The organism is Williamsia deligens, from assembly GCF_024171765.1.
In the GTDB taxonomy this organism is placed as follows: Bacteria; Actinomycetota; Actinomycetes; order Mycobacteriales; family Mycobacteriaceae; genus Williamsia_A; species Williamsia_A deligens.
In genome coordinates, this window is the sequence record NZ_JAMTCI010000001.1 from 1,515,107 (window position 1) to 1,540,534 (window position 25,428).

General features: G+C 70.5%; 28 protein-coding genes and 1 pseudogene. 14 read left to right on the forward strand and 15 right to left on the reverse strand.

Translation table 11 applies throughout. From position 1 onward, the window contains the following. The first annotated feature begins 81 nt into the window (after positions 1-81). Together LX14_RS07375 and LX14_RS07380 are read left to right on the forward strand one after the other, a co-directional pair. A complete protein-coding gene (locus LX14_RS07375) occupies positions 82-777 on the forward strand; it encodes a YceI family protein (RefSeq protein WP_253646586.1) in 696 nt (231 codons plus the stop codon). A 30-nt stretch (positions 778-807) separates the two neighbouring features. Then, positions 808-1,485: an SDR family oxidoreductase gene (locus LX14_RS07380; protein WP_253646587.1), complete on the forward strand. Its 678-nt coding sequence runs from the start codon at positions 808-810 to the stop codon at positions 1,483-1,485. A gap of 24 nt (positions 1,486-1,509) precedes the next feature. Here the strand turns inward: LX14_RS07380 and LX14_RS07385 are convergent, their stop codons facing one another. Further along, the gene (locus LX14_RS07385; protein ID WP_253646588.1) at positions 1,510-1,866 is read right to left on the reverse strand and encodes a VOC family protein; all 357 of its coding nucleotides are present in this window, start codon (positions 1,864-1,866) and stop codon (positions 1,510-1,512) included. Between the two features lie 86 nt (positions 1,867-1,952). Between LX14_RS07385 and LX14_RS07390 the strand changes: the two genes are divergently transcribed. The 3 genes from LX14_RS07390 (at position 1,953) to LX14_RS07400 (ending at position 5,334) form a co-directional block, all read left to right on the forward strand. After that, the gene (locus LX14_RS07390; RefSeq protein ID WP_308214080.1) at positions 1,953-3,545 is read left to right on the forward strand and encodes an MFS transporter; all 1,593 of its coding nucleotides are present in this window, start codon (positions 1,953-1,955) and stop codon (positions 3,543-3,545) included. A 75-nt stretch (positions 3,546-3,620) separates the two neighbouring features. Further along, positions 3,621-4,445 carry an alpha/beta fold hydrolase gene (locus LX14_RS07395; protein WP_253646590.1) on the forward strand — a complete coding sequence of 275 codons (825 nt, stop codon included), beginning with the start codon at positions 3,621-3,623 and terminating at the stop codon, positions 4,443-4,445. 1 nt (position 4,446) lies between these two features. Continuing rightward, complete coding sequence (locus LX14_RS07400; protein WP_253646591.1) at positions 4,447-5,334, forward strand: DUF5996 family protein; 888 nt, start codon at positions 4,447-4,449, stop codon at positions 5,332-5,334. A gap of 7 nt (positions 5,335-5,341) precedes the next feature. Here LX14_RS07400 and LX14_RS07405 read toward each other — a convergent pair whose 3' ends face one another. From LX14_RS07405 to LX14_RS07415, 3 genes are all read right to left on the reverse strand, one after another. Continuing rightward, on the reverse strand, positions 5,342-6,181 hold the full coding sequence (locus tag LX14_RS07405) for a sulfurtransferase (RefSeq protein WP_253646592.1): 840 nt from the start codon (positions 6,179-6,181) through the stop codon (positions 5,342-5,344). A gap of 61 nt (positions 6,182-6,242) precedes the next feature. Continuing rightward, positions 6,243-7,289: a hypothetical protein gene (locus tag LX14_RS07410; RefSeq protein ID WP_253646593.1), complete on the reverse strand. Its 1,047-nt coding sequence runs from the start codon at positions 7,287-7,289 to the stop codon at positions 6,243-6,245. Positions 7,290-7,331: 42 nt separating this feature from the next. Further along, a complete protein-coding gene (locus tag LX14_RS07415) occupies positions 7,332-7,721 on the reverse strand; it encodes a nuclear transport factor 2 family protein (protein ID WP_372505273.1) in 390 nt (129 codons plus the stop codon). Positions 7,722-7,845: 124 nt separating this feature from the next. Between LX14_RS07415 and LX14_RS20925 the strand changes: the two genes are divergently transcribed. After that, positions 7,846-8,931 (forward strand): GGDEF domain-containing protein, encoded by a 1,086-nt coding sequence (locus LX14_RS20925; protein ID WP_253646595.1) that lies wholly within the window; start codon positions 7,846-7,848, stop codon positions 8,929-8,931. 7 nt (positions 8,932-8,938) lie between these two features. After that, positions 8,939-10,420: an amidase gene (locus LX14_RS07425; protein ID WP_372505367.1), complete on the forward strand. Its 1,482-nt coding sequence runs from the start codon at positions 8,939-8,941 to the stop codon at positions 10,418-10,420. 20 nt (positions 10,421-10,440) lie between these two features. Here the strand turns inward: LX14_RS07425 and LX14_RS07430 are convergent, their stop codons facing one another. The 8 genes and pseudogenes from LX14_RS07430 to LX14_RS07460 all read right to left on the reverse strand — a co-directional run bounded on the left by LX14_RS07430 (position 10,441) and on the right by LX14_RS07460 (position 15,731). Beyond that, on the reverse strand, positions 10,441-10,938 hold the full coding sequence (locus LX14_RS07430) for a DUF427 domain-containing protein (RefSeq protein WP_253646596.1): 498 nt from the start codon (positions 10,936-10,938) through the stop codon (positions 10,441-10,443). A gap of 62 nt (positions 10,939-11,000) precedes the next feature. Beyond that, positions 11,001-11,624 (reverse strand): response regulator, encoded by a 624-nt coding sequence (locus LX14_RS07435; protein ID WP_308214082.1) that lies wholly within the window; start codon positions 11,622-11,624, stop codon positions 11,001-11,003. Continuing rightward, positions 11,621-12,007, reverse strand: coding sequence for a sensor histidine kinase (locus LX14_RS07440; protein WP_253646597.1), 387 nt, complete (start codon positions 12,005-12,007; stop codon positions 11,621-11,623). Before LX14_RS07440 ends, LX14_RS07435 begins: the two co-directional genes overlap by 4 nt. 17 nt (positions 12,008-12,024) lie before the next feature. Beyond that, positions 12,025-12,864 (reverse strand): annotated as a pseudogene (locus LX14_RS21050) (histidine kinase); the annotation flags it as partial. 2 nt (positions 12,865-12,866) lie between these two features. Further along, positions 12,867-13,652: an ABC transporter permease gene (locus LX14_RS07445; protein WP_253646598.1), complete on the reverse strand. Its 786-nt coding sequence runs from the start codon at positions 13,650-13,652 to the stop codon at positions 12,867-12,869. Next, on the reverse strand, positions 13,649-14,560 hold the full coding sequence (locus tag LX14_RS07450) for an ABC transporter ATP-binding protein (protein WP_253646599.1): 912 nt from the start codon (positions 14,558-14,560) through the stop codon (positions 13,649-13,651). Before LX14_RS07450 ends, LX14_RS07445 begins: the two co-directional genes overlap by 4 nt. 73 nt (positions 14,561-14,633) lie before the next feature. Beyond that, a complete protein-coding gene (locus LX14_RS07455) occupies positions 14,634-15,131 on the reverse strand; it encodes an SRPBCC family protein (protein WP_253646600.1) in 498 nt (165 codons plus the stop codon). Between the two features lie 30 nt (positions 15,132-15,161). Continuing rightward, entirely contained in the window at positions 15,162-15,731 is a 570-nt protein-coding gene (locus tag LX14_RS07460) for a TetR/AcrR family transcriptional regulator (protein ID WP_253646601.1), read from the reverse strand. A gap of 107 nt (positions 15,732-15,838) precedes the next feature. On the opposite strand from LX14_RS07460, the gene LX14_RS07465 reads away from it, so the two are divergent. Together LX14_RS07465 and LX14_RS07470 are read left to right on the forward strand one after the other, a co-directional pair. After that, positions 15,839-16,720, forward strand: coding sequence for an alpha/beta fold hydrolase (locus LX14_RS07465; RefSeq protein WP_253646602.1), 882 nt, complete (start codon positions 15,839-15,841; stop codon positions 16,718-16,720). A 1-nt stretch (position 16,721) separates the two neighbouring features. Then, positions 16,722-17,720, forward strand: coding sequence for an NADP-dependent oxidoreductase (locus LX14_RS07470; RefSeq protein WP_253646603.1), 999 nt, complete (start codon positions 16,722-16,724; stop codon positions 17,718-17,720). 15 nt (positions 17,721-17,735) lie between these two features. On the opposite strand, the gene LX14_RS07475 is transcribed toward LX14_RS07470, so the two are convergent. Continuing rightward, positions 17,736-18,557, reverse strand: coding sequence for a DAPG hydrolase family protein (locus LX14_RS07475; RefSeq protein WP_253646604.1), 822 nt, complete (start codon positions 18,555-18,557; stop codon positions 17,736-17,738). Between the two features lie 197 nt (positions 18,558-18,754). Here LX14_RS07475 and LX14_RS07480 point away from each other — a divergent pair, with 197 nt between their 5' ends. The 5 genes from LX14_RS07480 (at position 18,755) to lon (ending at position 24,421) form a co-directional block, all read left to right on the forward strand. Further along, a complete protein-coding gene (locus tag LX14_RS07480; RefSeq protein ID WP_253646605.1) occupies positions 18,755-19,381 on the forward strand; it encodes a TetR/AcrR family transcriptional regulator in 627 nt (208 codons plus the stop codon). 172 nt (positions 19,382-19,553) lie between these two features. Further along, positions 19,554-20,744: a hypothetical protein gene (locus tag LX14_RS07485; protein ID WP_253648037.1), complete on the forward strand. Its 1,191-nt coding sequence runs from the start codon at positions 19,554-19,556 to the stop codon at positions 20,742-20,744. A 10-nt stretch (positions 20,745-20,754) separates the two neighbouring features. Beyond that, entirely contained in the window at positions 20,755-21,276 is a 522-nt protein-coding gene (locus LX14_RS07490; protein ID WP_253646606.1) for a DUF8176 domain-containing protein, read from the forward strand. Then, positions 21,273-22,040, forward strand: coding sequence for a DUF8176 domain-containing protein (locus LX14_RS07495; RefSeq protein WP_253646607.1), 768 nt, complete (start codon positions 21,273-21,275; stop codon positions 22,038-22,040). Before LX14_RS07490 ends, LX14_RS07495 begins: the two co-directional genes overlap by 4 nt. A 59-nt stretch (positions 22,041-22,099) precedes the next feature. Beyond that, positions 22,100-24,421 (forward strand): endopeptidase La, encoded by a 2,322-nt coding sequence (lon, locus tag LX14_RS07500; protein ID WP_253646608.1) that lies wholly within the window; start codon positions 22,100-22,102, stop codon positions 24,419-24,421. Between the two features lie 4 nt (positions 24,422-24,425). Here lon and LX14_RS07505 read toward each other — a convergent pair whose 3' ends face one another. Together LX14_RS07505 and LX14_RS07510 are read right to left on the reverse strand one after the other, a co-directional pair. Beyond that, the gene (locus tag LX14_RS07505; protein ID WP_253646609.1) at positions 24,426-25,091 is read right to left on the reverse strand and encodes a cation efflux transmembrane domain-containing protein; all 666 of its coding nucleotides are present in this window, start codon (positions 25,089-25,091) and stop codon (positions 24,426-24,428) included. Next, positions 25,092-25,421: an ArsR/SmtB family transcription factor gene (locus LX14_RS07510; protein WP_253646610.1), complete on the reverse strand. Its 330-nt coding sequence runs from the start codon at positions 25,419-25,421 to the stop codon at positions 25,092-25,094. It lies immediately after the preceding gene. Between the last annotated feature and the right edge of the window lie 7 nt (positions 25,422-25,428).

Genomic DNA, 25,428 nt, shown 5'->3' on the forward strand with positions numbered 1-25,428 from the left:
CGCCGGGATCTCGCCCGCCGACCCGAATCGGACATCGTCGGTACGCTCGGTGCCTCACCAGGATGCGGGAGGCGCACGTCGATGCGGAAGAAGCTGTTGTGGGTGGCGGGGATCGTCGTCGTGATCGCCGTGGTGGCGGTCGTCGCCGGGCCGTGGGTCTACAAGAACTGGATCGCCGGTGACGCCGATGCCGAACTGGCGCTGCCGTCGCAGACGAGTGCGGCCACCGTCGACGTCAACGGCACGTGGGGCGTGGTCGCCGGCCCCACCTCGGAGGACGCACGCACCCAGGCCGGATATCGCGTCGACGAGGTGTTGCGGGGCGAGAACATCACCGTCAACGGCCGCACCCAGCAGGTGACCGGCACCGTGCAGGTCGCCGGCAACCGACTCTCCGAGGGCACCATCACGGTCGACGTCGCGTCGATCCGGAGCCCGGAGTCCGCGCGCGACAACCGTTTCCGCGGCGAGAACATCATGAACACCGCACAGTCCCCGACAGCCACCTTCCGGGTCACCGAGCCGGTCGACCTCTCGGGTGTGTCGGCGAGCGGCGCGCCCGCCACGGTGCGCACGGTCGGGACGATGGAGATCAAGGGACGCAGCCGACCGGTGACCACGGAGCTGAAGGTGGCGCGGTCCGGTGACTCGGTGATCGTGCAGGGGTCCGTCCCGGTCCGATGGGCCGACTACGGCGTCGAGGCCCCGAACCTCGGATTCGTGCAGGTGCAGGACACCGGCACCGTCGAGTTCCTGGTCAACCTCGCCCGACGCTGACGCCCGTGACGCGTCGGTACTGTCGCGGGCATGCCCACCGCTCTCGTCACCGGCGCGTCCCGCGGCCTCGGTGCCGCCATCGCCCGCGCTCTCGCCCCCACCCATGACGTGCTCCTCGGCGGACGCCCCAGCGGTGAGTTGGACGCGCTGGCAACGGAGCTCGACGGGGCGTCGACGTTCCCGGTCGAGTTGACCGACCACGACGAGATGGAGGCGGCGACCGAGGCGATCACCGGCCTCGACGTGCTCGTCCACAACGCGGGCGTCGGGTCCATCGGTCCGGTGGAGGACACCTACCCCGACGAGTACCGGGCGATGATGGAGGTCAACTTCATCGCTGTCGCCGAACTGACGCGTCAATTGCTGCCCGCGCTGCGGGAGGCGGGTGGCCACGTGATCGTCATCAACTCCGGCGCGGGCCGGGATGCCAAGCCCGGGTGGAGCGCCTACGCGGCGAGCAAGTTCGCGGTGCGGGCCTTCGCCGACGCACTCCGACACGAGGAACCGCTGCTGCGGGTCACGACGATCTACCCGGGTCGGATCGACACGGACATGCAGCGCGACATCGTCGCGATGGAGGGCGAGGAGTACGACGCGAGCCGCTTCCTGCGGGTGGAGTCGGTGGCCGCGGCCGTCGTCGCAGCGGTCACCACACCCGCGGACGCCCATCCGACCGAGGTCGTCCTGAAGCCGACCGGCCGGGCCTGAGGCCGCGACCGGTCGGCGGGACGGTCAGCTCGGCGGGGAGTAGATCTGCAGGTCGTTGCCGTCGGGATCGGCGAACGGGGCGATGCGTCCCCAGTCGTGGTCGCTGATGCCGCCGGGGAAGTCGACGCCCTTGTCCCGCAACGCCGAGACCTCGTCGTCGATGGTCCCGTCGGGTTGGAAGGTGATGACGGCGCCGCCACCGTCCCCGCTCCGCGAGGTCCCCTCGCGGGCGTTCAGACCGATGGTCATGGTCCCCGCGTCGATCTCGGACCAGTCCGATCCGGTCGACTTCACCGACAGACCGAGCGTTTCGCTGTAGAACCGCACCGCGCGGTCCATGTCGTCGACAGGTACCCACACCGTCGTGTTGCCCGTGGCCATGCTTCTCTCCGTTCGTCGAGGTCACCTCACGCATGCCCACTGTCGGCCTCGGCCAAACACGCCGGCCGCGATTACAGTTCTCAGCCGTGGACAGCACGTCGGCCTGGGCACCCCTCCGAAATGCCGTGTATCGCAACCTGTTCATCGCCCAGTTGGTGTCCAACATCGGCTTGTGGATGCAGACGGTGGGCGCGCAGTGGTTCCTCGTGGACCGTGGTGCGAGCCCGACCATGATCGCGCTGGTCCAGACAGCGGGACTCGCGCCCACCCTTCTGCTGTCGCTGCCCGCCGGGGTTCTCGCCGACCTCGTCGACCGTCGTCGGCTGTTGATCGCGACGTCGGTCTACTCGGTGCTCGGTGCGGCGGCGTTGGCGGCCATCGCCTGGGTCGGGGTCCTCAGCCCGGTCTCGCTTCTGGCGATGACCTTCCTGCTCGCCTGTGGTTCGGCCCTGACGTCACCCGCATGGCAGGCGATACAACCCGAGCTCGTCCCGCGGGAACAGATCCCCGCCGCCTCCTCGCTCGGGAGCGTCACCGTGAACGCCGCCCGGGCGGTGGGTCCGGCGCTGGGCGGCGTCGTGGTCGCGGTCGCCGGTCCGACAGCCGTGTTCGCGCTCAACGCGGTCTCCTACGTCGCCGTCATCGGCGCGCTCGTCCTGTGGCACCGTCCGCGCACCGACCGTGCCGTCGGTCGTGAGTCGCCGGGTTCGGCGATCGTCTCGGGCCTGCGCTACGTCCGGTCCGCGCCCATCGTCCGTCGGATCATGCTGCGGTCGGCGATCTTCGCGTTCCCGGCATCAACGCTGTGGGCGCTGCTCCCGCTCGCGTCGTCGGAACATCTGCACCTCGGTGCGACCGGGTACGGCGCGATCCTGGGTGTCCTCGGTGTGGGTGCCGTCGCCGGGGTGGTGGTGATCCCGCGCGCGCGACGGCGGTTCGACGCGAACACCATCCTCGCGGCCTCCGCGCTGCTGTATGCGGCCGGCGTCGTCGCCGCAGGATGTCTGCCGCTCGCGGCCGCGGTGCCGCTCCTCCTCCTCGCGGGAACCGCGTGGATCGGCACGCTGACGGTGCTCAACGCAGCGGTGCAGCTGTCGGTGGCGACGTGGGTGCGCGCCCGGGCCATGTCGGTCTACCTGCTGGTGTTCATGGGATCGCAGGCCGTGGGCTCGTTCCTGTGGGGCCTGGTCGCGAACGCGATCGGCCTCGGCCCGACGCTCGCCGTGGCCGCCGGCCTCCTCGTCCTCGTCGCGGCGAGCGTCCGCGTCCTGCCGCTGCGGGCCGAGACGGGAACGCTCGACCGTGCGGTGTCGACGGCATGGCCCGCGCCCACGGTCGTCTTCGACGTCGACCCCGACGACGGCCCGGTGCTCGTCACCGTCACCTGGAGAATCCGTCCCGGCGACGAGCGGGAGTTCGTCCGGGCGATGGCGGCCGTCGGCCGTTCCCGACGCCGCACGGGTGGCTACCACTGGGGCCTGTTCCGCAGCGAGTCCGACGCGGACGCGATGCTCGAACACTTCATGGTCCCGTCGTGGTCGCAGTACGTCACCCAGACACAGACCCGATGGACCGCATCGGACCACGAGGCCATCGAGACCGCACGCGCGCACACGATCCCGGACTCGGTCGTCCAGCGGTCGTACGTCGCCGTGGCCGACAGGGCCGGCGGTGCCTGATTCGTCAGGCGTGACAGAGCTGTCCGTTCTACGGTGTGACGGACACAGCGCGTGGACCCAGCGAAGGGACAGAGAATGCCGACAGTGACCACCGGTGACGGCGTCGAGATCTTCTACAAGGACTGGGGCTCGGGTCAGCCCGTCGTCTTCAGCCACGGGTGGCCGTTGTCCTCGGACGACTGGGACGCGCAGATGATGTTCTTCCTCGCCAACGGTTATCGCGTTGTCGCCCATGACCGTCGCGGACACGGCCGATCCGAGCAGGTGGACTCCGGGCACGACATGGACCACTACGCCGACGATCTCGCCGCCGTCGTGAACCACCTCGACCTGACCGACGCGATCCACGTCGGCCACTCGACGGGTGGCGGCGAGGTCGCCCACTACCTCGCCCGCCACGGTTCCGATCGCGCCGCCAAGGCCGTCCTGATCAGCTCGGTGCCGCCGATCATGGTGAAGACCGAGAGCAACCCGGACGGGATCGACAAGAGCGTCTTCGACGACATCCAGGTGCAGGTCGCCACCCGACGCGCGGACTTCTTCCGCACCTTCGCGGAGGGACCGTTCTACGGCTACAACCGGGACGGCGCGACGCCGTCCGAGGGCGTCATCGCCAACTGGTACCGGCAGGGCATGACCGGCGGGGCGAAGGCCCACTACGACGGCGTCGTCGCGTTCTCCCAGACCGATTTCACCGAGGACCTCCGGTCGATCACGATCCCGACCCTGGTCTTGCACGGCGAGGACGATCAGGTGGTCCCCTACGAGAACACCGGCGTCCGATCGGCCGAGCTGCTGCCGAACAGCACGCTGAAGACCTATCCCGGCTTCCCCCACGGGATGCCGACCACCGAGGCCGCGACCATCAACGCGGACCTGCTCGAGTTCTTCCGGTCCTGAGGTGGCCGTCGAGCCCTGGCCCTCCCTCCGCGTCGACGACTGGGTGGGGACTCGTGATGCCGTGCATCTGTGGTCGCAGATCGTCGGCAAGACACGGATGGCGCTGGCGCCGCCGCTGAACCACTGGTGGGGGGTCACGCTCTACGTCGACGCGACCGGTCTGACGACGTCGTTGATGCCGGTGGGTGACAGGGCCCTCGAGATCCGGTTCGACTTCCTGACCCACGAGGTGGTGTTCCTCACCACCGACGGCGACGTCCGGCGCATGCCGCTGCGGTCGCGATCGGTCGCCGACTTCTACGGTGAGTACCTGGGTCACCTGGGCGAACTCGGCATCGCGGTGGACCTCTTCGGCTCGCCTGTCGAGCTGCCGGAGGTCACGCCGTTCGCCGACGACACCGCCGAGCGCCCCTACGACGCCGAGGCCGTCGCGGCGTTCTGGCGTCTGCTCGTCGACGCGCACCGGGTGTTCTCCCGCTTCCGCGGCGAGTTCCGGGGGAAGTCGAGCCCCGTGCACTTCTTCTGGGGCGCATTCGATCTCGCGGTCACCCGTTTCTCCGGGCGCCCGGCACCACTGCACCCCGGTGGGATCCCGAACTGCCCCGACGACGTCATGTACGAGGCCTACAGCGACGAGGTGTCGAGCGCGGGCTTCTGGCCGGGCGGCGCCGAGGAGGGGGTCTTCTACTCCTACGCGTATCCCCATCCGGAGGGGTACGACACCCATCCGGCCGTCGAGGCACCGGCATTCTGGGATGGCGCGCTCGGCGAATGGGTACTGCCGTACCACCTCGTCCGACAATCCGCCGACCCCGACGCGACACTGCTCGCCTTCCTCCGACAGACGCACCGTGCGGCGGCGGAGACAGCGGACTGGCCGACGGCCTGAGAACCCGTCAGCGCGGGTCGGGTCCTGTCGAAGCGGGCCTGTCGGGATCCGACGACCACTGTGACCACGACCCCGGGTAGAGAGTCGCGTCGATGCCGGCGATCGCCAGTGCGGCGATCTGGTGCGCGGCGGTGACACCGGAGCCGCAGTAGACGGCGGTCGGTGTCGCCGGGTCGACGCCGACCGTCGCGAAACGGGCGCGCAGGTCCGACGCCGACAGGAATCGGCCTGTGCCGTCGACGTTCTCGGCGGTCGGCGCACTGATGGCGCCGGGGATGTGACCGGCGCGGGGGTCCACGGGCTCGGCCTCACCGCGGTACCGCTCCCCGGCGCGGGCGTCGAGCAGCGTTCCGCGGAACGCCCCCACCTCGTCGATCCCGAGGGTCGGCAGATGCCCCGGCTCCAGCGTCACCGTGCCGACCGAGGACGCGGCCTCGTCGCCGGCGCGGATGTCGTGGCCCGCCTCCTGCCATGCGGGCAGACCCCCGTCGAGGAGAAGCACGTCGTCCAGTCCCGCCCACCGGAGCAGCCACCACGCCCGCGCGGCGGCCTGGTTGGCGTTGTCGTCGTAGGCGACGACGGTGCTGTCGTCGCGGATGCCCCATCGACGGGCGGCGGCCTGCAGGGAGGCGATGTCAGGCAACGGATGCCGCCCGGCCGCGGGATCGGGCGGTCCCGCGAGTTCGGTGTCGAGGTCGACGTAGACCGCACCGGGGATGTGGCCCTCCCGATGACGGTCGCGACCGCGGTCGTCACCCAGCCGCCAGCGGACGTCGAGCACCACCGGCGGGTTCGGCGACGCCAGCCGTGCGGCCAGTTCGTCGGCCCTGATCGTCACCTCAGCCATCGATCCTCCTGCCCGCGGACACGTGCGACCTGTCTACTCCCCCGGGGGCCCCCGGGCCTGTTCACTCCCCCGCCGACTGCTCCCGGTGTCGCCGCGCCCGCTCGCGGTACCCGTAGGTCGCCTCGAGGATGTCGTCGTAGCTGTCCGCGCTGGACCCGACCGCCCCGGCGACGGTGCCCATCGACGTGGCGAGCCACGCCAGGCACAGATATCCCCGCAGTCCGGCGTCGCCGCCGATCTGGGAGGCGAGGTACCCCTCGTCGATGACCGCCATGGCCGCACACAGGGTCACGACGAGCAGCCCCGCATAGAGCACGGCGGCGTTCAGGACGATCGTCATCGTGGTGGCGGCGTTGTACAGCCGTGCCCGGTACCGGGGGAGCTCGCCCCGGCGTTCCCACAACCTGTTGTTCACGATGAGCCACACGGTCATCACGGCGATCGACAGCACCGACAACCCCGCGAGTCGCCACGGGCTCAGGGCGTTCGCCATCGCCCAGATCGACGAGTAGAAGACACCGAACGAGGCGGTTGCCGCGGCGGCTGCCATGACCCCGGTCAACGTGGGGATGAGTCGCCACGGCCGGTTGCCGCGCACCATCCCGAGCACGATCCGGCTGCGTCCGAGGGTGGACCGGGTGGCGAGGTACTCGGCGTGGTCGGTGTCGCCGGGGTACCACCGCGCGCCGCGCACCCGCGGGGTCGCCTCCTCGTCGCGCAGGCGTCGGATCGCGTCGACGATGACGGCCACCAACCGACGACGCGGCGCGATCCCGAGCGCCGGGAGCGAGACCAGCGCGGTGGCCGCGTCGTGGTCGATCTCGACCATGAGTTCCCGACGACCGCGAAGCCGCGGGAACTCGGTGACGACGACGGCCGCCGACGAGTCGCGGTGGGTCCGTTCGATCAGCTCGGGCACCATCAGGCCGCCCTCCGGATCGAGGGTGAGCGGCTCGCTGTCGACGGTCACCGACACGACGCCGAGCGCGTCCTGCAGCTCGCGGGCGAGACGGTCGCGGATGCTCGCGACGGTGGCACTGGGCGGCCCGGGGTCGGCGACGATGCGGACGTCGTCCGACGACGGCCCGGACTGGGGTGTGGTGGACATCGGTGATGCCCGTACCCACCGTCGGGCGCCGTCACACGTGCGTCAGGAGACGGCGATGTCCTTCTCGGGGTCCCAGACCGCACGCATGCTGACCACGCGGCCGTCCTCGTCGAACCGCATGATGTCCACGGGGGTCACGGTGAAGGTGTTGTCACCGGCCCTGGTGTGCAGGACGAACTCGAAGACGGCGGTGTCGCCCGCGACCTTGGCCCACCGCAGCTCTGTCGAGGGGCTCATCGCGCACACCCCGCCGTAGAACTCGAGGAGCGACTCCCTGGTCGACCGGATGTCGCTGCCGATGGGGTCCTCGACCGTCGCGCCGTCGGCGAAGAGTCCGACGACCTTCTCCGCGTCACCCGCGGCCAGGTACTCAACGTAGTTGTGGACGGCCTCGGTGATGCGGTCCACGGACACCTCTGCGGTCACGGCCAACCTCCGGATCGAAAACGAGAACGTGTTCTAGTTCGGCCGAGAGTAACTCATCTCGAGGTCCGAGCACACGATCGGCCGTACTCGTAGGACAATCACACGTGCGGTGCGCGGACCACCGCCCGACGTGACGACGACGAACCACTGGAGGCATCCCCTGAGACGCTCACTCGCCGGCGGGATCGCCTGGGTCTGCCTGTTCGTCGCGGCTGCGTGGATCGCGATGGTCTGGGCGCCGGGCGGGCCGGACTCGACCGCCCGCTACGTGCTCGTCGGCCTCGCCGCCGCGGTGGCCGTGGCAGTCGCCGTCGTGTGGTTGTCGCGACCGGAGCCGGGGCCACGGATCCGCACCGCCTTCGTCGCCGCCTCCGACATCGCCGCGCTGGCGGCGGGCGTCGCTGCGGTGGACGGCCGTGTCGGCCTCGTGGCAACGGTGCCGCTGGCGTTCGTCGGGATGTACGTCGCCGTGTTCTCCGAGCGTCCGGCGTTCGGTGGCCAGATGACGGCCGCGGCGGTGGTGCTGTTCCTGGTGACGATCGTGGGGATCGCCGACGGCGGTCAGGACATCGCCGAGTTGTCGCCGTTCCTGGTCCAGGGCGTGTTCGCGGCCCTGGTACTGCCTCTGATCCTGCATCATGGTTTCACCATCGTCGGGAGACGCCTCCCGACGCAGACGGGGGAACCGATGCAGGACTCGTTGACCGAGGTGTTGACACGCCACGGGCTCTACTCGGCGGCGGCGACCAGCCTCTCGGCGCTGAACCGCAAGAGCCGACTGGTGGTCGTGCGCGTCCACCTCGACCAGTTCCAGGACATCACCGTCGGTGACGGTCGTGAACGCGGCGAGCAGGTGCTCAAGCGCGTCGCGCACCGACTGGCGCAGGGCGTGCGCGGCGGTGACTTCGTCGCCCGGACCGGCGACGCCGAGTTCTCCGCGCTGGCCGGCGTCACCGACGAGGGCGTCGAGATCTTCGCGAACCGTTTCCGTGAACTCGTCTTCGACGTCGAGGACCCGGTGCCCGTCAGCGCCAGTGTCGGTGTGGCCTTCTCGGCCACCCCCATCCCGGCGTCGGGCGTCCAGGCGGCCATCGACGATCTGCTGCACCGTGCGGAGGTGGCCATGCAGGCCGCCCAGGACGCGGGCGGCGACCGCGTCGAGATCGACTGGAGCGGCGACCCGGCGGCTGCGGAGGGCGGCGGCGCCACCGCCTGATCCCGTGATCGACCGAGACAGTTACCTGGCGCTCGACGCGACCGCCATGGTCGACCTCGTCCGCCGCGGTGAGACGACGGCCTCCGAGCTGCTCGACGCCGCTATCTCCCGTGCTGACGCCGTCGACGCCGCGATCCGCGCGATCACCCGCCGCCTCGACGACAGCGCGCGCACGCGGGCCCGGGACACCGTCGACGGCCCGCTGGCCGGGGTCCCGTTCCTGCTGAAGGATTTGTTCCAGGCGCAACGTGGCGTCGTCGAGACCGCCGGCTCCCGGTCGTGTAGGGACGTCGTCGCACCGGAGACCGACACCATTGTCGCGCGGTGGGAAGCCGCCGGGGCGATCGTGTTCGGGCGGACCAACGTGCCCGAGTTCGGCGCGAAGGGGACGACCGAGCCGGAGCTGTTCGGCCCCACGCACAACCCGTGGGATGTCACCCGGACGCCCGGCGGATCGTCGGGGGGATCGGCCGCGGCGGTGGCGGCCGGAATCGTCCCCGTGGCCGGGGCCAACGATGGTGGCGGCTCCATCCGCATCCCGGCCGCGTGCTGCGGGGTGTTCGGCCTCAAACCGGGTCGCGGGGTCATCCCGACGGGGCCGTCGCACGGGGAGTTCTTCCACGGCGGGGCCGTCAGTGGTGTCGTCTCCCGATCGGTCCGCGACAGCGCCCTGTTCCTCGACGTCGCCCGCGGCACGGATCCCGCTGCACCGCCGTATGTCTTCGCCGATCCCCCGCGATCCTTCGTCGATGCCGTCGCCCTCGATCCCGGCAGTCTTCGCATCGGGGTACAGACGCATTCGGCGCTCAACGATTCACCCGACCCCGAGGTGGTCGCCGCAGTCCACGCGACGGCCGACCTCCTGACGGACATGGGACACGTCGTCGTCGAGGCGCGCCCGGCGATCGACGAGGACCAGTTGGCGCAGGACTTCCTGGTGCCGTGGTTCGTCCATGTCGCCGCCACCGTCGACGACCTCCGACGCACGGGGGCGAGGGACGACGACTTCGAACTCGACACGCTCGTCCTCGCCGCCCTCGGACGGTCGGTGAGCGGCGTGGCCTACGAGCAGGCCTTGATGCGCTGGCACGACCACGTGCGCGCCCTCAGCGCCTTCCACCGCGACCACGACCTGCTGTTGACCCCCACACTCGCCCGGACGGCTCCCCGTCTCGGCGAGTACGCGACGTCGTCGCTGGAGAGAATCGGGGCTCGTGTCGCGCTCCGGGCGCACCTCGGTGCGGTGATCGGTGCGACGGGCGCGGCGCAGGCCGGTGTCCTGCGCAACCTCTCGTGGGTGCCGTACACGCAGCTGGCCAACGTCACCGGTCGGCCGGCGGTCAGCGTGCCCCTGCACACCGCGTCAGACGGCCTGCCGATCGGGATGCAGTTCATCGCGCCGCCGGGCGGTGAGGGCCTGCTGTTAGCGCTCTCGGCGCGTCTCGAGGAGGCCCTGCCCTGGGCCGACCGCCGACCCGCGATCGGCTGAGCACGCGGATCGGCTGAGGGCTACCAGCCCATCGACCCGGGGATCCCCTTGAACGGTCCGACGACCTTGCTGGTGACCCAGCCCCCGTAGAAGTTGCCCGGCTGGGGGACGACCGTCTCGCCGTCCACGGTGGCGCGGTCGACGAGAGCGGGCATGACGGCGATCGCACCGGCGAGATCGGTGAAACCCGGTGTCGGGCGGGGATATGTCCATGCCGCTCGGTGCGCGGCCTTGTCGGGGGTGACCAGGTCGAAGTACGCCGCCTCGCCCTTCCATTCACACCACGACGCGCCCTGCGTCGGCCGCAGCGCGCCGTCGACGAAGGCGTCGGCCGGGATGTAGTAGGTGGGCGGGTGACTCGTCTCCAGGACCCGCCATCCGCGCGTCGCGGAGGCGATGGTGTGCCCACCGAGCTCGATGGTGATCGATCCGGCGAACGTCTCCAGCCGCGGCGGACGGGGGTAGTCCCAGACGGATTCCTGACCGGGGCCGGGCTTCTCGGGTGTGGGTCGTCGCATGGAATCCAGCGTACGGGCGCCGCATGCGTGCGGGGTGTCGCTCGCGCCGTCGACCGGGACAGTCAGAGGACGCCGCGTTCGTAGGCGACACGCACTGCGGCCGCGCGGTCGCGCACCCCGAGCTTGGAGTAGATGTGCAGCAGGTGGGTCTTCACCGTCGCCTCGCTGATGACGAGCGACTTCGCGACCGTGCGGTTGGTCCCCCCTTCGGCGATACCCGCCAGCACCTCCACCTCGCGCGCGGTGAGCTCCTCCGCCGGCCGACGACCCATCAGGGTCGCCACAGCGACGGGCGCCAGGACGCTCCGTCCTGCGGCCGCGTCGACGACTGCGGCGATGAGTTCGTCGCGGCCCAGCGCCTTCAGCAGGTACCCGTCGGCCCCGGCGTCGACGGCGGAGGTGATGTCGCGGTCGGCGTCATAGGTGGTGAGCACGAGGATGGCGGGGCGTCGAGGGTCGCGCCGGCGGAGGTCGACGATGGCCGGCACACCGTCGCCGTCCGGCATCCGCAGGTCCATCAGGACGACGTCGGGGTCATGCCGGGCGGCCAGAGCGACGGCCTGCGGGCCGGACGACGCCTCGGCGACGACCGTGATCCGGTCGTCCGAGGACAACATCCCCGTCACCCCGTCGCGGACAATCGGGTGATCGTCGGCGACGAGGACGGTGATCGGGTGCCCGCTCACGCCGGCACCGCTGCGCTGACGACGCATCCCGATCCGGGCGCGGTGACGACACCGACCGTGCCGCCCGATCCCGCCATCCGCTCCCGCATCCCGCGCAGTCCGTTGCCCTCGTGGACGGCGCCGGCGTCGAAACCCGTCCCGTCGTCGACGATGTCGAGGAGGACGCCCTCCTCCACGTAGGACAGGCGCACCTGCACGCTCCTCGCCCCGGCATGACGGGACACGTTCGACAGCGCCTCCTGGGATATGCGGAGGAGGTCCTGGTCGCTCTCGGTCGGCACCGGGTCGCCCTCGATCTCCACGGCCGTCGCGATGCGATGCACCGTGCCCCATGCGTCGACGAGGTCGGTGAGCGCAGTCGACAGCGGAGCGGCGTCGAGCATGGGCGACCCAGCGCCGAGACGGCACGGCGGGCCTCGCCGAGCCCGTCGCGGGCCAGTCGTTTGGCGGTGTCGACGCGGGCGGCCCAGTCGTCGTCCCCGTCGATCGCCTCGAGCTGGCTGACGATGGCCACCAGGTCCTGCGCGACGGTGTCGTGGATCTCCCGGGACAGACGGGCCCGTTCCTCCAGCACGCCCTGCTCACGAGCGCGTTCGAGGAGCTGGTCCTGCAGTTCGGCGTTCCGCCGGTGTGCCTCCTCGAGCGCTGCGACACCCGCCTCGCGCTCGGCCACTTCCCTGTCGCGCCGGGCGCCCACCCAGCTGAACAGGACCACGAGAGCGGTGTTGACGACGATCAATGCGAGGTAGGCGGGCCACGCCCGGGGGATCTCGGCGAACCCGCCGATCTGTGCGGCCGCGGTGATGACAGCGTTGGCCGTCATCGCCGTCCACAGGACGACGCCGGAGAACAGCATCAGCGCGGTGAGGTAGCCGACGAAGGCGTAGATCCCGAAGAACGGGCTCACGGCGATCAGGCACCCGGTGATCACGAACTGCGCACCGAACACCACGACCCGTGTCGGCATCGAGAGTGTCGTCGACCGGATCCAGCTGCACTGCAACGCGAACGCTGCCACCGACAGGCACACGAGCGCTGTCACCCGCCACCCGGTGGTGGTGACCCCGGTGCCGATGCTGATGAGCGCTGCGGCGAGGATCAGCGCGCCCGGGACGAGGATCAGGAACACCGGTGCGATGTCGAAGCGGTCCCAGTTCAGCGGCTGGGCCGCGGTGCGTCGGGGAGCACCCATGGCGGGATTCTCCCACGATCCCCGGTGTCCGTCGGGGGCTGCGGACATCCTCACTCCCACCGGAAGGCGCGCACCGCCACCGCGGCCAGGATCACCGTCCACGCCCCGAGCACTCCGAGATGCATCAGCTGCGGCCACGCGCCGTGTGCGCTGTCGGTGAGTGCCCCGACGGCCGCGCCACTGGGGCTGGCGTCGGAGATGCCCCGCAGCCAGCCGGGCATCGTCGCGCGCGGCACCCACAGTCCGGCGAAGAACTGGAGCGCGAAGAACACCACGGTCCCGACTGCGGACGCTATCTTGTTGCGGCGCAGCACACTCGCGATCACCATGCCGATCGACAGCATCGCCGCGGCCGCGAGGACGAACGACACGCTGAACCCCACCGGGTTCCCGGGCAGCGGGGCGCCCGTCGCGGTGGGGGCCAGCACCATGAGAGCAGCCACGACGACCTCGATGCCGAACGTCAGGACCACCTGCGCAGCCAGCAGGGACACCGGCGAGGCAGGCGTCGTCCGCAGTCGCCGGAGGATGCCCATCTCGCGGTATCGGGTGAGGACATCGGGCAGGATCTGCACGCTGAGCAGCACGACCGAGAACATCACGAGGATCGGCTGATACGCGCCGAACCAGCTCAGCCCGCCGAGCCCGTCGATCGCCCGGCGGGTCGCGGGGACGGCACCGAGCACCACCGACGCGATCACGGGCAGCGCAGCGACCCACACCACCAGGGCAGGGTTGCGGCGCAGCAGTCGCGCCTCGGAGACGAGGAGCGGCCGGAATCCGCGCGGGAGGAGCGTGGTGGGGGTGGGACGGCCGAGGACGGCGTGCGGGGTCATCGGGACACCTTTCCGGGAGCGGTGAGGGCGACGAACGCGTCGTCCAGGGTGGGCTCGTGGACGTGCAGATCCGTTGCGGTGACGTCCTTCTCGCGCAGGGTCGAGACGACGTCGGCGAGCGTCTGGTCCGTTCCCCGGATCCGGTAGACGGAACCGGATGCGGACACCTCGGTGACGCCGGGGAGTCGGCGCAGCAGATCGGGGTCGATCGGCGCGGACGGTGTGACCGTGATGATCTGCCCGTCGCCGACAGCGTGCGCCAGTTCTGTCGGGCTGCCCTCTGCGACCACGCGGCCGTGGTCGATCACGACGACCCTGTCGCACAGGCGCTCCGCCTCCTCCATGAAATGCGATACCAGCAGCAGGGTGACCCCGCCGGCGCGCAGGTCCTCCAGCAGCGACCACACCTCGCGACGCGCCTGCGGGTCGAGTCCGGTCGTGAGCTCGTCGAGGATCGCCACCCGCGGTCGCCCGACCAGCGCGAGCGCCACGGACAGGCGCTGCTTCTGCCCACCGGAGAGCGTCGCGAACGGCGACGCGAGATGGTCGGCGAGTCCGAGCCGGGCGGCGAGCTCACCCGTGTCCGCGGGGTCGGGATACAGCGCCGCGTAGAGATCGAGCGCCTCGCCGACGCGGAGCTTGTCCGGGAGCATGGACTCCTGCAGTTGGATGCCGAGAACGTCGCGGAGGCCGGGGGATTCGTGGGCGGGGTCGAATCCGGCGACGTCGACGGTCCCACCGTCGCGGTCGCGGAGACCTCCGATGCATTCGACCGTGGTCGTCTTGCCGGCACCGTTGGGACCGAGGATGCCGACGATCTCCCCCTCGTCGACGGACAGTCCGACGTCGACGACGCCGCGTCCTCCGGGATACGTCTTTCTCAGGTGTTCGACTCTGATGATCGCCATGCGTCCACGGTCGCCGAGTCCGACGCCCCGGACATCAACCGGTCGGTCCGAGCGGGATCAACCGATCGGTGGATCAGCGGGGCGTCGCCTGGGGGTATCCGCGGCGCACGGTGCGGTCGAGGATGCCGAGTGTCGCTCGGAGGGACTCGGGGTTGATGACCGGGAACAGGTCGGCGTCGCGATAGTCCGGGTGGATGTCCGACCAGTCGAGGTAGGACGTCACCACCGTCGCGTCGCCGTCGGACTCGAGTCGGTAGCCGTAGACGTGCCCGATGGGTGGTCGCATGACACCGACGATGCTCCAGGCGATCTCGCGGTCGCGCTCGAACGTCGTGATGGTGACGGTTACGTCGTACTCCCCCATCGGCCGGTCGCCCAGGGCCTCCCGGTCCATGTGCACGACGAAGGTGTCACCCGCCGCGGTGACGCGGTCGCCGTCCGCGGCCATGAGCATCCCCGACGAGTCGATCGCGACGTGTCCCTGCGGATCGGTCAGCACCGCGAAGACGTCGGAAGGCGATGCCGCGATCCGCCGCTGCGCCTCGAGTCGGGTGGTCTGATCAGTGGCCATGGCGCCGAGGGTACGGCGACAGCGCGCCGGTCAGACCGCGCGATCGAGCAGCGACTCCACCATGGAGCGGGCGCACGCCCAGGGCTCGACGTCGTCCACGGACGTCGACAGCGCCGCGGCCCCCTCGTAGAGCAGGGCGATCTGGTGACCCAGGGCGCGCGGGTCGTCGGCACCGAGCTCGCGGCAGAGGTCGACGATCATCGCGGCGAAGGCGTTCTTCTGCGTCTGCACGAACGCGGCGACCTCCGGCATCTCCGATGCCGCCTCCACGGCGGCGTTGTGGAACGGGCACCCTCGCATCCGTCCGTCCCCCCGCTGCGGCAGCACGAACAACGACAGCACCCGCTCCCGCGGCCCGTCCACGTCGAGGGTCCGGGGATCGGTGCGCAGGTCGACGAGGCGCCGCAGATACTGCTCGACCAGATCGACCTTGCTCGGGAAGTACTTGTACAGAGTCCGTTTCGACACAGCGGCTCGCGCCGCGATGAGATCGACACCGGTGGCGTTGATGCCGTCGACATAGAAGAGCTCGGTGGCGGCACCCAGGATCCGTTCCCGGATCGCGGGCTGTCCGGGGGTCGTCGACGCAGCGGATGTCACGCGTCCTCCTTTCGTCGAGCCCCTCGGTAGACCGATCTGTTTACAGCGCGGCCACGTTGCCCTACGGTGAGCGGGTACAGATCAGTTTACCTCCGAGGAGACCGCCGATGTCCACCCCTGCATCGCACGACGACCGACCCGCCGCACCGAGCCCGACGACGTCCTGGGCGCAGGTGCCCACGAGGACCATCACCGTCGGTGACATCGACGTCGCCTACCGCAGCTACGGCCGTGCCGGCGGTGTACCCGTCGTGTTCCTGCACCACCTCGGCGCCAACCTCGACAACTGGGACCCCCGGGTCCTCGACGGGATCGCCGCACGCCATCACGTCATCGCGTTCGACAACCGCGGTGTCGGCGCGACCGGCGGTAGCGTCCCCGACACCGTCGAGGGCATGGCCGACGACGCGATCGCCGTGATCGAGACGCTCGGACTGACGAGGGTCGACCTGTTCGGCTTCTCCCTCGGCGGCTTCGTCGCACAGGTGATCACGACGGTCCGCCCCGACCTGGTCCGGAAGCTGATCCTCACCGGGACCGGTCCGGCCGGTGGTGAGGGCATCACCGACGTCACGCGGATCACCTACTCCGACAGCATCAAGTCCGTCCTGACCGGCAAGGACCCGAAGACCCGTCTGTTCTTCACCCGCACCATCAACGGCAAGGCGCAGGCGAAGGCCTTCCTGTCCCGGCTGAAGGAACGCACCGACGATCGGGACAAGGCGGTGTCGCTGCGCGCCTTCCGCACCCAGCTCACGGCGATCCACTCCTGGGGCGCCCAGACGCCCGCCGATCTCGGCGCCATCACGCAGCCGACCCTGGTCGCGAACGGCGACGACGACCGCATGGTCCCGACATCGAACTCGCACGATCTCGCGCGCCGCATCCCGAACGCGACGCTGCGGATCTACCACGATGCAGGCCACGGCGGCATCTTCCAGGCCCACGACCAGTTCGTGCCCACCGCACTCGAATTCCTGGAGGCCTGAGATGAAGGCCTTCGTCATCGAGAAGTACTCCGGTCCGGTCCACGCGGCGGAGGTCCCCGAACCGACCGTCGGGCCCGACGACGTCCTCGTCGACGTCGCCGCGGCGAGCGTCAACCCGCTCGACATGCTCATCCGTGGCGGGACGTTCAAGCAGCTGCTCAAGTACCGGTTCCCGCTCGCGCTGGGCCACGACGTGTCCGGCACGGTGACCGCGGTGGGATCAAATGTCACGGGGGTCGCGGTCGGGGACGAGATCTTCGCGCGTCCCCGGGATCTCCGCATCGGGACCTTCGCCGAACGCATCGCGATCGATCACCGCGACGTGGCACCCAAACCCGCATCACTGTCGTTCGCCGAGGCGGCCGCGGTGCCGCTCGTCGCGCTCGCGGCGTGGCAGATGCTGGTCGACACCGCTCTCGTCGGGCCGGGCTCGAAGGTGCTCGTACACGCCGGCGCCGGCGGCCTCGGGTCGACGGTGGTCCAGCTGGCGCGTCACATCGGGGCCCATGTCGCGGCCACCGCCGGCACACGGTCGGTCGCTCTCGTCCGAGCCCTCGGTGCCGACGAGGTGATCGACTACCGGACAACCGATTTCGCCGAAGTCCTCTCCGGGTACGACCTGGTGATCGACGCGGTCGGCGGCGAGAACCTGCTGAAGTCGTTCACCGTGCTGCGGCCCGGTGGGCTGGCCCTGGGCGTCACGGGTCCGCCGGACGCCGGCTTCGCCCGGCAACTCGGGGCACCGAAACCGTTCGAGCTCGTGCTGTCGCTGTTGAGCAGGAAGGTCCGCAGGGCGGCGACGAAGAACGGTGTGACGTATCGCTTCTTCTTCATGCACGCCGACGGCGCGCGACTGCGAGAGCTCGGCGCTCTCTACGACCAGGGGACACTACGACCGGTCGTCGACTCCACCTTCGCGTTCGACGACACCCTCGACGCGCTCGCGCATGTCGAGGCGGGGAAGACGCGCGCGGGCAAGGTGGTCATCACCCGCGATTGAGCGGCCGCAACCGGCTCAGGAGTACTCCCGGTACAGCTCGGGCAGGAAGCGCGACAGGTGGTTCATCTCCTGACCGCAGTGCAGCAGCAGGTCGCGCGCGAGGTCGAGTCCGAGGAACAGGTCACCGGGATCGACCGACGCCCCACGGCCGATCGCGCACGCCGCCTGACCCAGGTCGGGGACATGCAGGCCCCGGATGTTCAGGTGGAAGCGGCTGCGCATCTCCACACCACCGGACACAGGACGGACCTGGTGGGCGAGCCACCCGAGATCGACAGGCGCGATGGAACTCCCGACGCGCCCCACGATCGTGGTGTGCCCGTCGGGCACGGTGAGACCGATACTGCGCGGGTCCCGGAAGTCGATCGCGAGCTGCTGCATCTTCGGACCGATGAGCTCGTCGACGAAGCTCGTGTTGCCGACGTACTTCGCGCGGTCGGGGATGGCGGCGGCGGTCTTGTCGACCTTGAGCGCGGCGTACTCGTGGGCGTCGGGGTGCCACAGCTTGTAGCGGGCCGACTCGGTCGAGTGCCACCCGAACCACCAGTCCCACATCGCCGCGGTGTTGCGCGGCATCGACGTGAGGGCCGCGATGAAGAGCACGCCGTCGGACCTCTGCCCGTACCCGAACTCGATCGGCGAGTACCCCGACGCCCGCAGGTCGGTGGCGATCGACTCGAACGGCGGAATCGACGCAGCCGGGAGCGCCGGCCCCACGACGGCGTCGGCGACGCCCTGTTGAGGCGGATCCGTATGGGGCCTGAAGTACTTGGCGTAGGGCTGTGCGAGGTCCTCGGCGCGATAGCCCTGATAACGGACAGTGCACTTCTTGCCCACAGCGCTCCCTGATCCTGCGGTCGTCCTAAACCGCCACCTACCGTTGCTCAACACCGGTTGAGAGTATCCCCGTGCGCCGTGGGTGGGGAGCGGCGACGCGCGACCCACTGGAGTTCGTCCCATGGAGCGCGGTTGGCTACCGTGATCGCCACAACATGGTTTCGGCCGCGTCGGGGGTCGGTCGCCGAGTGGGAGGTTTGACCATCGACGCACCTGTCCCCGGGCTCAGCGATGATCGGGTCCCGGCCGAGGACGGCGCCGCCCCTCCCCGACCGACCCGCCGCGACGGCATCATGTCGGCCGCTGTCGTGGTGCTCGCCGAGCGTGGACCGCGGGGGTTCACCCATCGTGCGGTCGACGCACAGGCCGGACTCGGCCAGGGCGCCGTCAACTATCACGCGCCGTCACGGTCGAAACTGCTGTCGCTGGCCCTCGAGGAGGTGTTCCGTCGCGACACCGAGACCGTCATCCGTCACTTCGCCCTCGACGACTGGTCACCGGACACGGTCGTCGCGGCCATGACCGCCTTCATCGACGACATGACCACGGGCGAGAACAGGATGCGGGTCATCGCCCGCCATCACCTCCGCGGTGAGTCGGTCACCAGCCCGGAGGTGAAGACGGCATTCGACGAGCAGCAGGCAGTCTTCGTCCGCACGGTCCAGGACGGGTTCGCGTCGGCAGGCCACCCCATCGGCCTGGCGCGCGCGGAGCTGTTCCGCATCGCCGTCGACGGGCTCCTGAGCCGTCAGGTCATGTACGGGGCAGAGCCCCTGACCGCCGATGTGATCGAGGAGATCGCCCGGCGGCTCGTCGAGTCCTGATCAGCGTGATCGGTTGTCCACAGGTTCGCTCCCCGCGTTTGTCCTGTACATACGCACGTGATTAACTCTGCTCAACATATCGACCCGGGGGATGCCGGCGCACGCTCGTGCGCCCGGAGCGCCTGACCGATCACAAGGAGAAGTGACCGTGTCACAACTGAATTCACAACGGATGACCAAGGCCACCGCCGGCGTCGTGCTGGCCGCCGCCCTCGCCTCGGCCGCCGCCGGGCAGGCCGCCGCCGCCCCGGCACCCGGCACGGCTCCTCCGGGAAGCGCACCTCCGTCGAACGAGATGGCGCCCGGCATCGCGCCCGCCACGCCCGCCCCGGCACCGGCGCCGACCGCCCCCCAGGGCCGCAGCATCATCCCGGCCCCCACCTATGACGCACCGGTGATCTACGAGGACTCGCCGGAGTACACCCCGCCGGTCTACTCGGGCGCCTACAACCCGGTCCCGCCGGTCATCACCGCACCGCGTCGGGTCGCGCCCGTCAACCCGATCCTGCCCCGCCCCGGCACCATCAAGCTGGGCAACTTCCGCGCACCGCAGCCCGCGTGGCTGTCCGACGCCGACGCGCGCAACCTCAACGGTCAGGCCGCGACGATCGAGGCGCGCACCGCGACCTACTACGAGTCCATCGGCTTCCCGAAGGACCAGGCCGCGCGTACCGCCGCCTCCACCACCGTCGGCATCCTCGTCGGTGGTGCGACGGGAGCAGCCATCGGAGCCGTTCCCGGGGCGATCATCGGCCTCCCGGTGGGTGCCGGTGTCGGTGCGATCGCGGGTGCCATCACCGGCGGAGTCATCTCCGGCGGTGCCCTCGCCGGCCCAGGCGCTGGGGTGGGCGCACTCGTCGGACTGGGTGTCGGTCCTGTAGCCGGTGCTGCGGGCGGTGGCGCCCTCGGCGCTCTCATCGGCGGCGGTATCGGTGGCGCCATCGGATACGCCGTCGGCGCCGGCGACCCGGGTGGCGACCCGAACGCCCCCCTCGGTGGCGCGACGAACGAGGATCCGCGGAAGTCGAAGCCGGCTCCGCCCAACCCGGACGCGAACCAGTACGAGCTCCACCTCGACCGCAAGGGCCTGCCGGGTGGCGGGAAGATCGACTACGTGGTGGCGAAGAACGGTGACGTGCGCGGCCAGGTGGCCGTCGGCCCGATCGACGCACCCATCGTGATCGACCACGACGGCGCCGACGCCCCCTACAAGGCCGCCGGGGTGTTCGCCCAGACCGCGCGCGACTCGGTGAACGCCGCTGTGATCAACTTCGGGCGTGAGGCGCAGCGCGCATTCCCCGGACTCCAGATCGACTACCCGCAGTACGCGTCGGCGTCGGTGGGGGGCAAGCACCGGAAGTGACCGGTCCGCGGTGACACGTCTTCACGGCGGTCGGATGCTCGCGTGTGCGGCGGTCGCCTCGGTCTCGCTCGTGGCGGCATGCGGTACGGACGCCGCACCCTCCGGCCAGGACTCCGCGCCGGCCGGTTCGGTGTCGGCGTCTGCGCTGCCGGCAATCACGCCGATCACCTGCGATCCGTCGACAGTCGCTCCGGGTGAGACCGTCACCCGGAGCGCCGGCGGTCACGACTCGGCGATCTCCGTCGTCGCCGACTACCACTGGGCGATCATCACCGCGCGGGACAGCGCCCGCGCGATCGACGCCATCGCGCCGAACGAGGACATGGGCAAGCCGCAGTTCATCGAGCAGGCGCTCGCGGGCTACCCACCGGGCACGACCTACTGCCTGCGGCTTCGCCAGACAGCGCCGGACACGGTGCTGTTCACGCTGACCTACCAGTCGCCGGCCGGGGCAACCGGTGAGTACAAGCTGCGCGCCACCGTCTCCGGTCCGCCCGGCGACGTACAGCTGCGGGGCGAGGTGGCCCAGTGAGCGACGACCGCGAGCCGGACCAGCGCGGCCCCGACAGGGTTCCCGACATCCCCGAGGAACCGGCCGCACCGACGTCGTTGCCGGAACCGCCGTGGTTCGCGATGCGTACACCGGAGCCGCCCCGCGGATCGCCGGAGGCGCCACCTCTCGCGGGCGGTGAATACCGCTCGCCGGAATCGTGGTCGGCCGGTCTCGAGCAGATCGCCACCGCGCGGCGCCCACAGCGCCGCCGACGACGTCTGCGTCCCCTGCTCCTCGCGGTGGCGGTCCTCGTCGTCATCGGCGGCATCGTGGCCGGGATCGTCGCGCTCGTGGGGTCGAGCACATCCGGCGGCGGCACCTCGGCGACGCAGGCGCGGGTGGAGTTCTGCGCCCCCGGCACCCGCGGCGGGGTGACCACCGTGTCCGCGGCGCAGGAGGCCACGACACCCGTCGGCGCCGTGGCGACCTTCCTCGACGCGGCGATCCGCACCCGATCGGCACCCGCCGCCCGCGCGGTGATGTCGCAGGCGGCGCCGGCCCCGACCGTCGGGCAGCTGCAGACCTGGATCTCATCGCTCCCGGCGACCACGGACGGGTGGTGTGCGCAGATCTCGACGACCGAGTCGGCGGCACGGGTCCTCGTCGACGTCCGCCTGCGCACCGCGAACGGTGTCGCCGAGGTCGCGCGCGGCACCTCGTTCTACGTGTCGACGTCCGATTCCGGTCGCTGGACCATCGACGCCATCGTGGCCGATTCCGCTGTGAACGAACAGCGGGGTTGAGCGGGAACAGCTCAAGCGTCCGACCAGTTGAGCCGTTCATGCTCAACACTGGAGGAAGCATGAGCGAACGTCTCCCCGTCCTGTTCCTGACCGACCCGATCGTCCTGCCCGGGATGGTCGTCCCCATCGAGCTCGACGACGCTGCGCGCGCCGCGGTCGACGCCGCCCAGGCCGCGGGCGGCTCCGACAAGCTGCTCGTAGCCCCACGGCTCGACGACCGCTACCCGTCGCATGGTGTGGTGGCGTCGATCGTGCAGGTCGGCCGCCTCGCCGGCGGTGAACCCGCCGCCGTCGTCAAGGCCGAGTCGCGGGCACACATCGGGTCCGGGACCACCGGTCCCGGCGCCGCACTGTGGGTCGAGGTCGATCTCGTCGACGAAGGCCCCGTCTCCGACGAGACGCGCGAGCTGGCCGCCGAGTACAAGAAGCTGGTGCTCGCGATCCTGCAGCGCCGTGAGGCATGGCAGGTCATCGACTCGGTGAACCGCCTCACCGAGCCGTCGGCTCTCGCCGACACCGCCGGCTACGCGTCGTACCTCAGCGACGTCCAGAAGCGTCAGCTCCTGGAGACCCCGGACGTCGGAGACCGCCTGCGGGCGCTCATCGGCTGGACCACCGACCACCTCGCCGAGGTGGAGGTCAACGACAAGATCGCCGGCGACGTCCGCGACGGGATGGAGAAGCAGCAGAAGGAGTTCCTGCTCCGTCAGCAGCTGGCCGCCATCCGCAAGGAGCTCGGCGAGGGTGAGCCCGAGGGTTCCGACGACTACCGCGCCCGCGTGGAGTCGGCCGACCTCCCCGACGCTGTGCGGACGGCCGCGCTGCGCGAGGTCGACAAGCTCGAGCGCTCCAGCGACCAGAGCCCCGAGACCGGCTGGATCCGCACCTGGCTCGACACCGTCCTCGACCTGCCCTGGTCGGTGACGACGACCGACTCGACCGACATCGTCGAGGCGCGGCGCATCCTCGACGCCGACCACCACGGGCTCTCGGACGTCAAGGACCGCATCGTCGAATACCTCGCCGTCCGCGCACGTCGTGCCGACAGGGGCCTGCAGGTCATCGGTGGACGCGGCTCGGGTGCCGTCCTGGCACTCGCCGGTCCCCCCGGGGTCGGCAAGACCTCACTCGGCGAGAGCGTCGCGAAGGCGTTGGGCCGCAACTTCGTCCGCGTCGCGCTCGGGGGCGTCCGCGACGAGGCCGAGATCCGCGGGCACCGTCGCACGTACGTCGGCGCGTTGCCCGGCCGGATCGTGCGTGCGATCAACGAGGCCGGGTCGATGAACCCGGTCGTCCTGCTCGACGAGGTCGACAAGGTCGGCTCGGACTTCCGCGGTGACCCCGCGGCGGCCCTGCTCGAGGTGCTCGACCCGGCGCAGAACCACACGTTCCGCGACCACTACCTCGATCTCGACCTCGACCTGTCCGACGTCGTGTTCCTCGCGACCGCCAATGTGGTGGAACAGATCCCGGGTCCGCTGCTGGACCGCATGGAGCTCATCACCATCGACGGGTACACCGAGGACGACAAGGTGGCCATCGCCCGCGACCACCTGCTGCCCCGGCAGCGGGAGCGCGCGGCACTGACCGACACCGAGGTCGTCGTGACCGACGACGCACTGCGGGAGATCGCCGCGAACCACACCCGGGAACCCGGTGTGCGGCAGTTCGAGCGGTTCCTCGCGACGGCGCTGCGCAAGGCCACCACACGACTCGCGGACGGTTCCGTCGAGTCGGTGACCATCGACGTCGAGAACCTCACCGACTTCATCGGTCGGCCCCGGTTCACGCCGGACTCCGACGAGCGGACCGCTGTCCCCGGTGTCGCGACGGGTCTCGCCGTGACCGGCATGGGTGGCGACGTCCTGTACATCGAGGCGACGGCCACCGACGGCAAGCCGGGCCTGAACCTCACCGGCCAGCTCGGTGACGTGATGAAGGAGTCGGCGCAGATCGCGCTGTCCTACGTGCGATCACACGCCGAGCAGCTCGGTGTCGATCCGGCCGCGCTGGAGAAGGGCATCCACGTCCACGTCCCCGCGGGAGCGATCCCCAAGGACGGCCCGTCGGCGGGTGTGACGATGGTGACGGCGCTGGTGTCGATGGCGACCGGTCGGAAGGTCCGCGCCGACGTCGGGATGACCGGCGAGGTCACCCTCAACGGGCGCGTGCTGCCGATCGGTGGGGTGAAGCAGAAACTGCTCGCCGCCCAGCGGGCCGGCCTGACGACCGTGTTCGTCCCGCACCGGAACGCCCCCGACCTCGACGACGTGCCCGCCGAGGTGCTCGCCGCCGTCGACGTGCGCTCGATGACCGATGTCGCCGACATCGTCGCGGTCGCGCTGGAGGACGCGTCGGAGTCGGTGACCGCCGCGGCCTGATCGGTCAGGTGCAGCAGTCGCACGTGGTGCCCGGGTTCGCCTCGAACCCGGGCACCACCGGTGTGCAACAGGCGTCGCCCCGCCAGGCGTTCGTGCCTTCTCGGACCGCGATGACCGCGATGACGAGAGCGGCGACCGGGTCTGCCCATGACCATCCGAGCAGGCCGTCGACCACGAGCCCGGCGAGCACGACGGCGGAGAGATACGTGCACAGCAGGGTCTGTTTCGAATCGGCCACCGCAGACTGCGAGCCCAGCTCGCGACCGGCGCGGCGCTGCGCATACGAGAGCACCGGCATCACCACGAGACTCGCGGCGGTGAGCACGATCCCCACTGTCGAGTGGCGGGCGTCGGTGACACCGGCGAGGCTCCGGACGGCGTCGACGGTCACGTAGGCGGCGAGTGCGAAGAACGACTCCGCGATGACGGGGAGTGCGACGCGTTCGCGCGACTCCGGGTCCCGGCCGGCGAACTGCCAGGCGACGGCCGCGGCCGAGGAGACCTCGATGACCGAGTCGAGACCGAAGCCGATCAGGGCGGTCGACGAGACGCGGCTCCCCTCGAGCAGGGCCACCACCGCCTCGATCACGTTGTAGGAGATGGTGATCGCCACGAACCACCGGATGCGGCGGGTGACGATCGCACGACGCGGGTCGTCCAGGACCGCCATTCAGCAGCACCCCTCGGCGTCGGAGTCGGGGCAGCAGGCTGGATCGACTGCGAGGACGACGCCGGTCAGGTCCTGCAGAGCGCGGCCGATGCGGCGATCGGCGAGCTCGTAGCGGACCCGTCGACCCTGCGGCACCGCGACGACCAGACCGCACCCCCGCAGACACGCCAGGTGGTTCGACACGATCTGTCGCGACACCCCCAGCTCGTCGGCGAGACCGGATGGATTTGCGGGCGACGCACTGAGCAGCTCAAGGATGCGGGCCCGAGTCGGGTCGGACAGGGCCTGCCCGAACCGGACGAGCGCGTCGTGGCGCACGGCTGTGGTCATGCGGGGT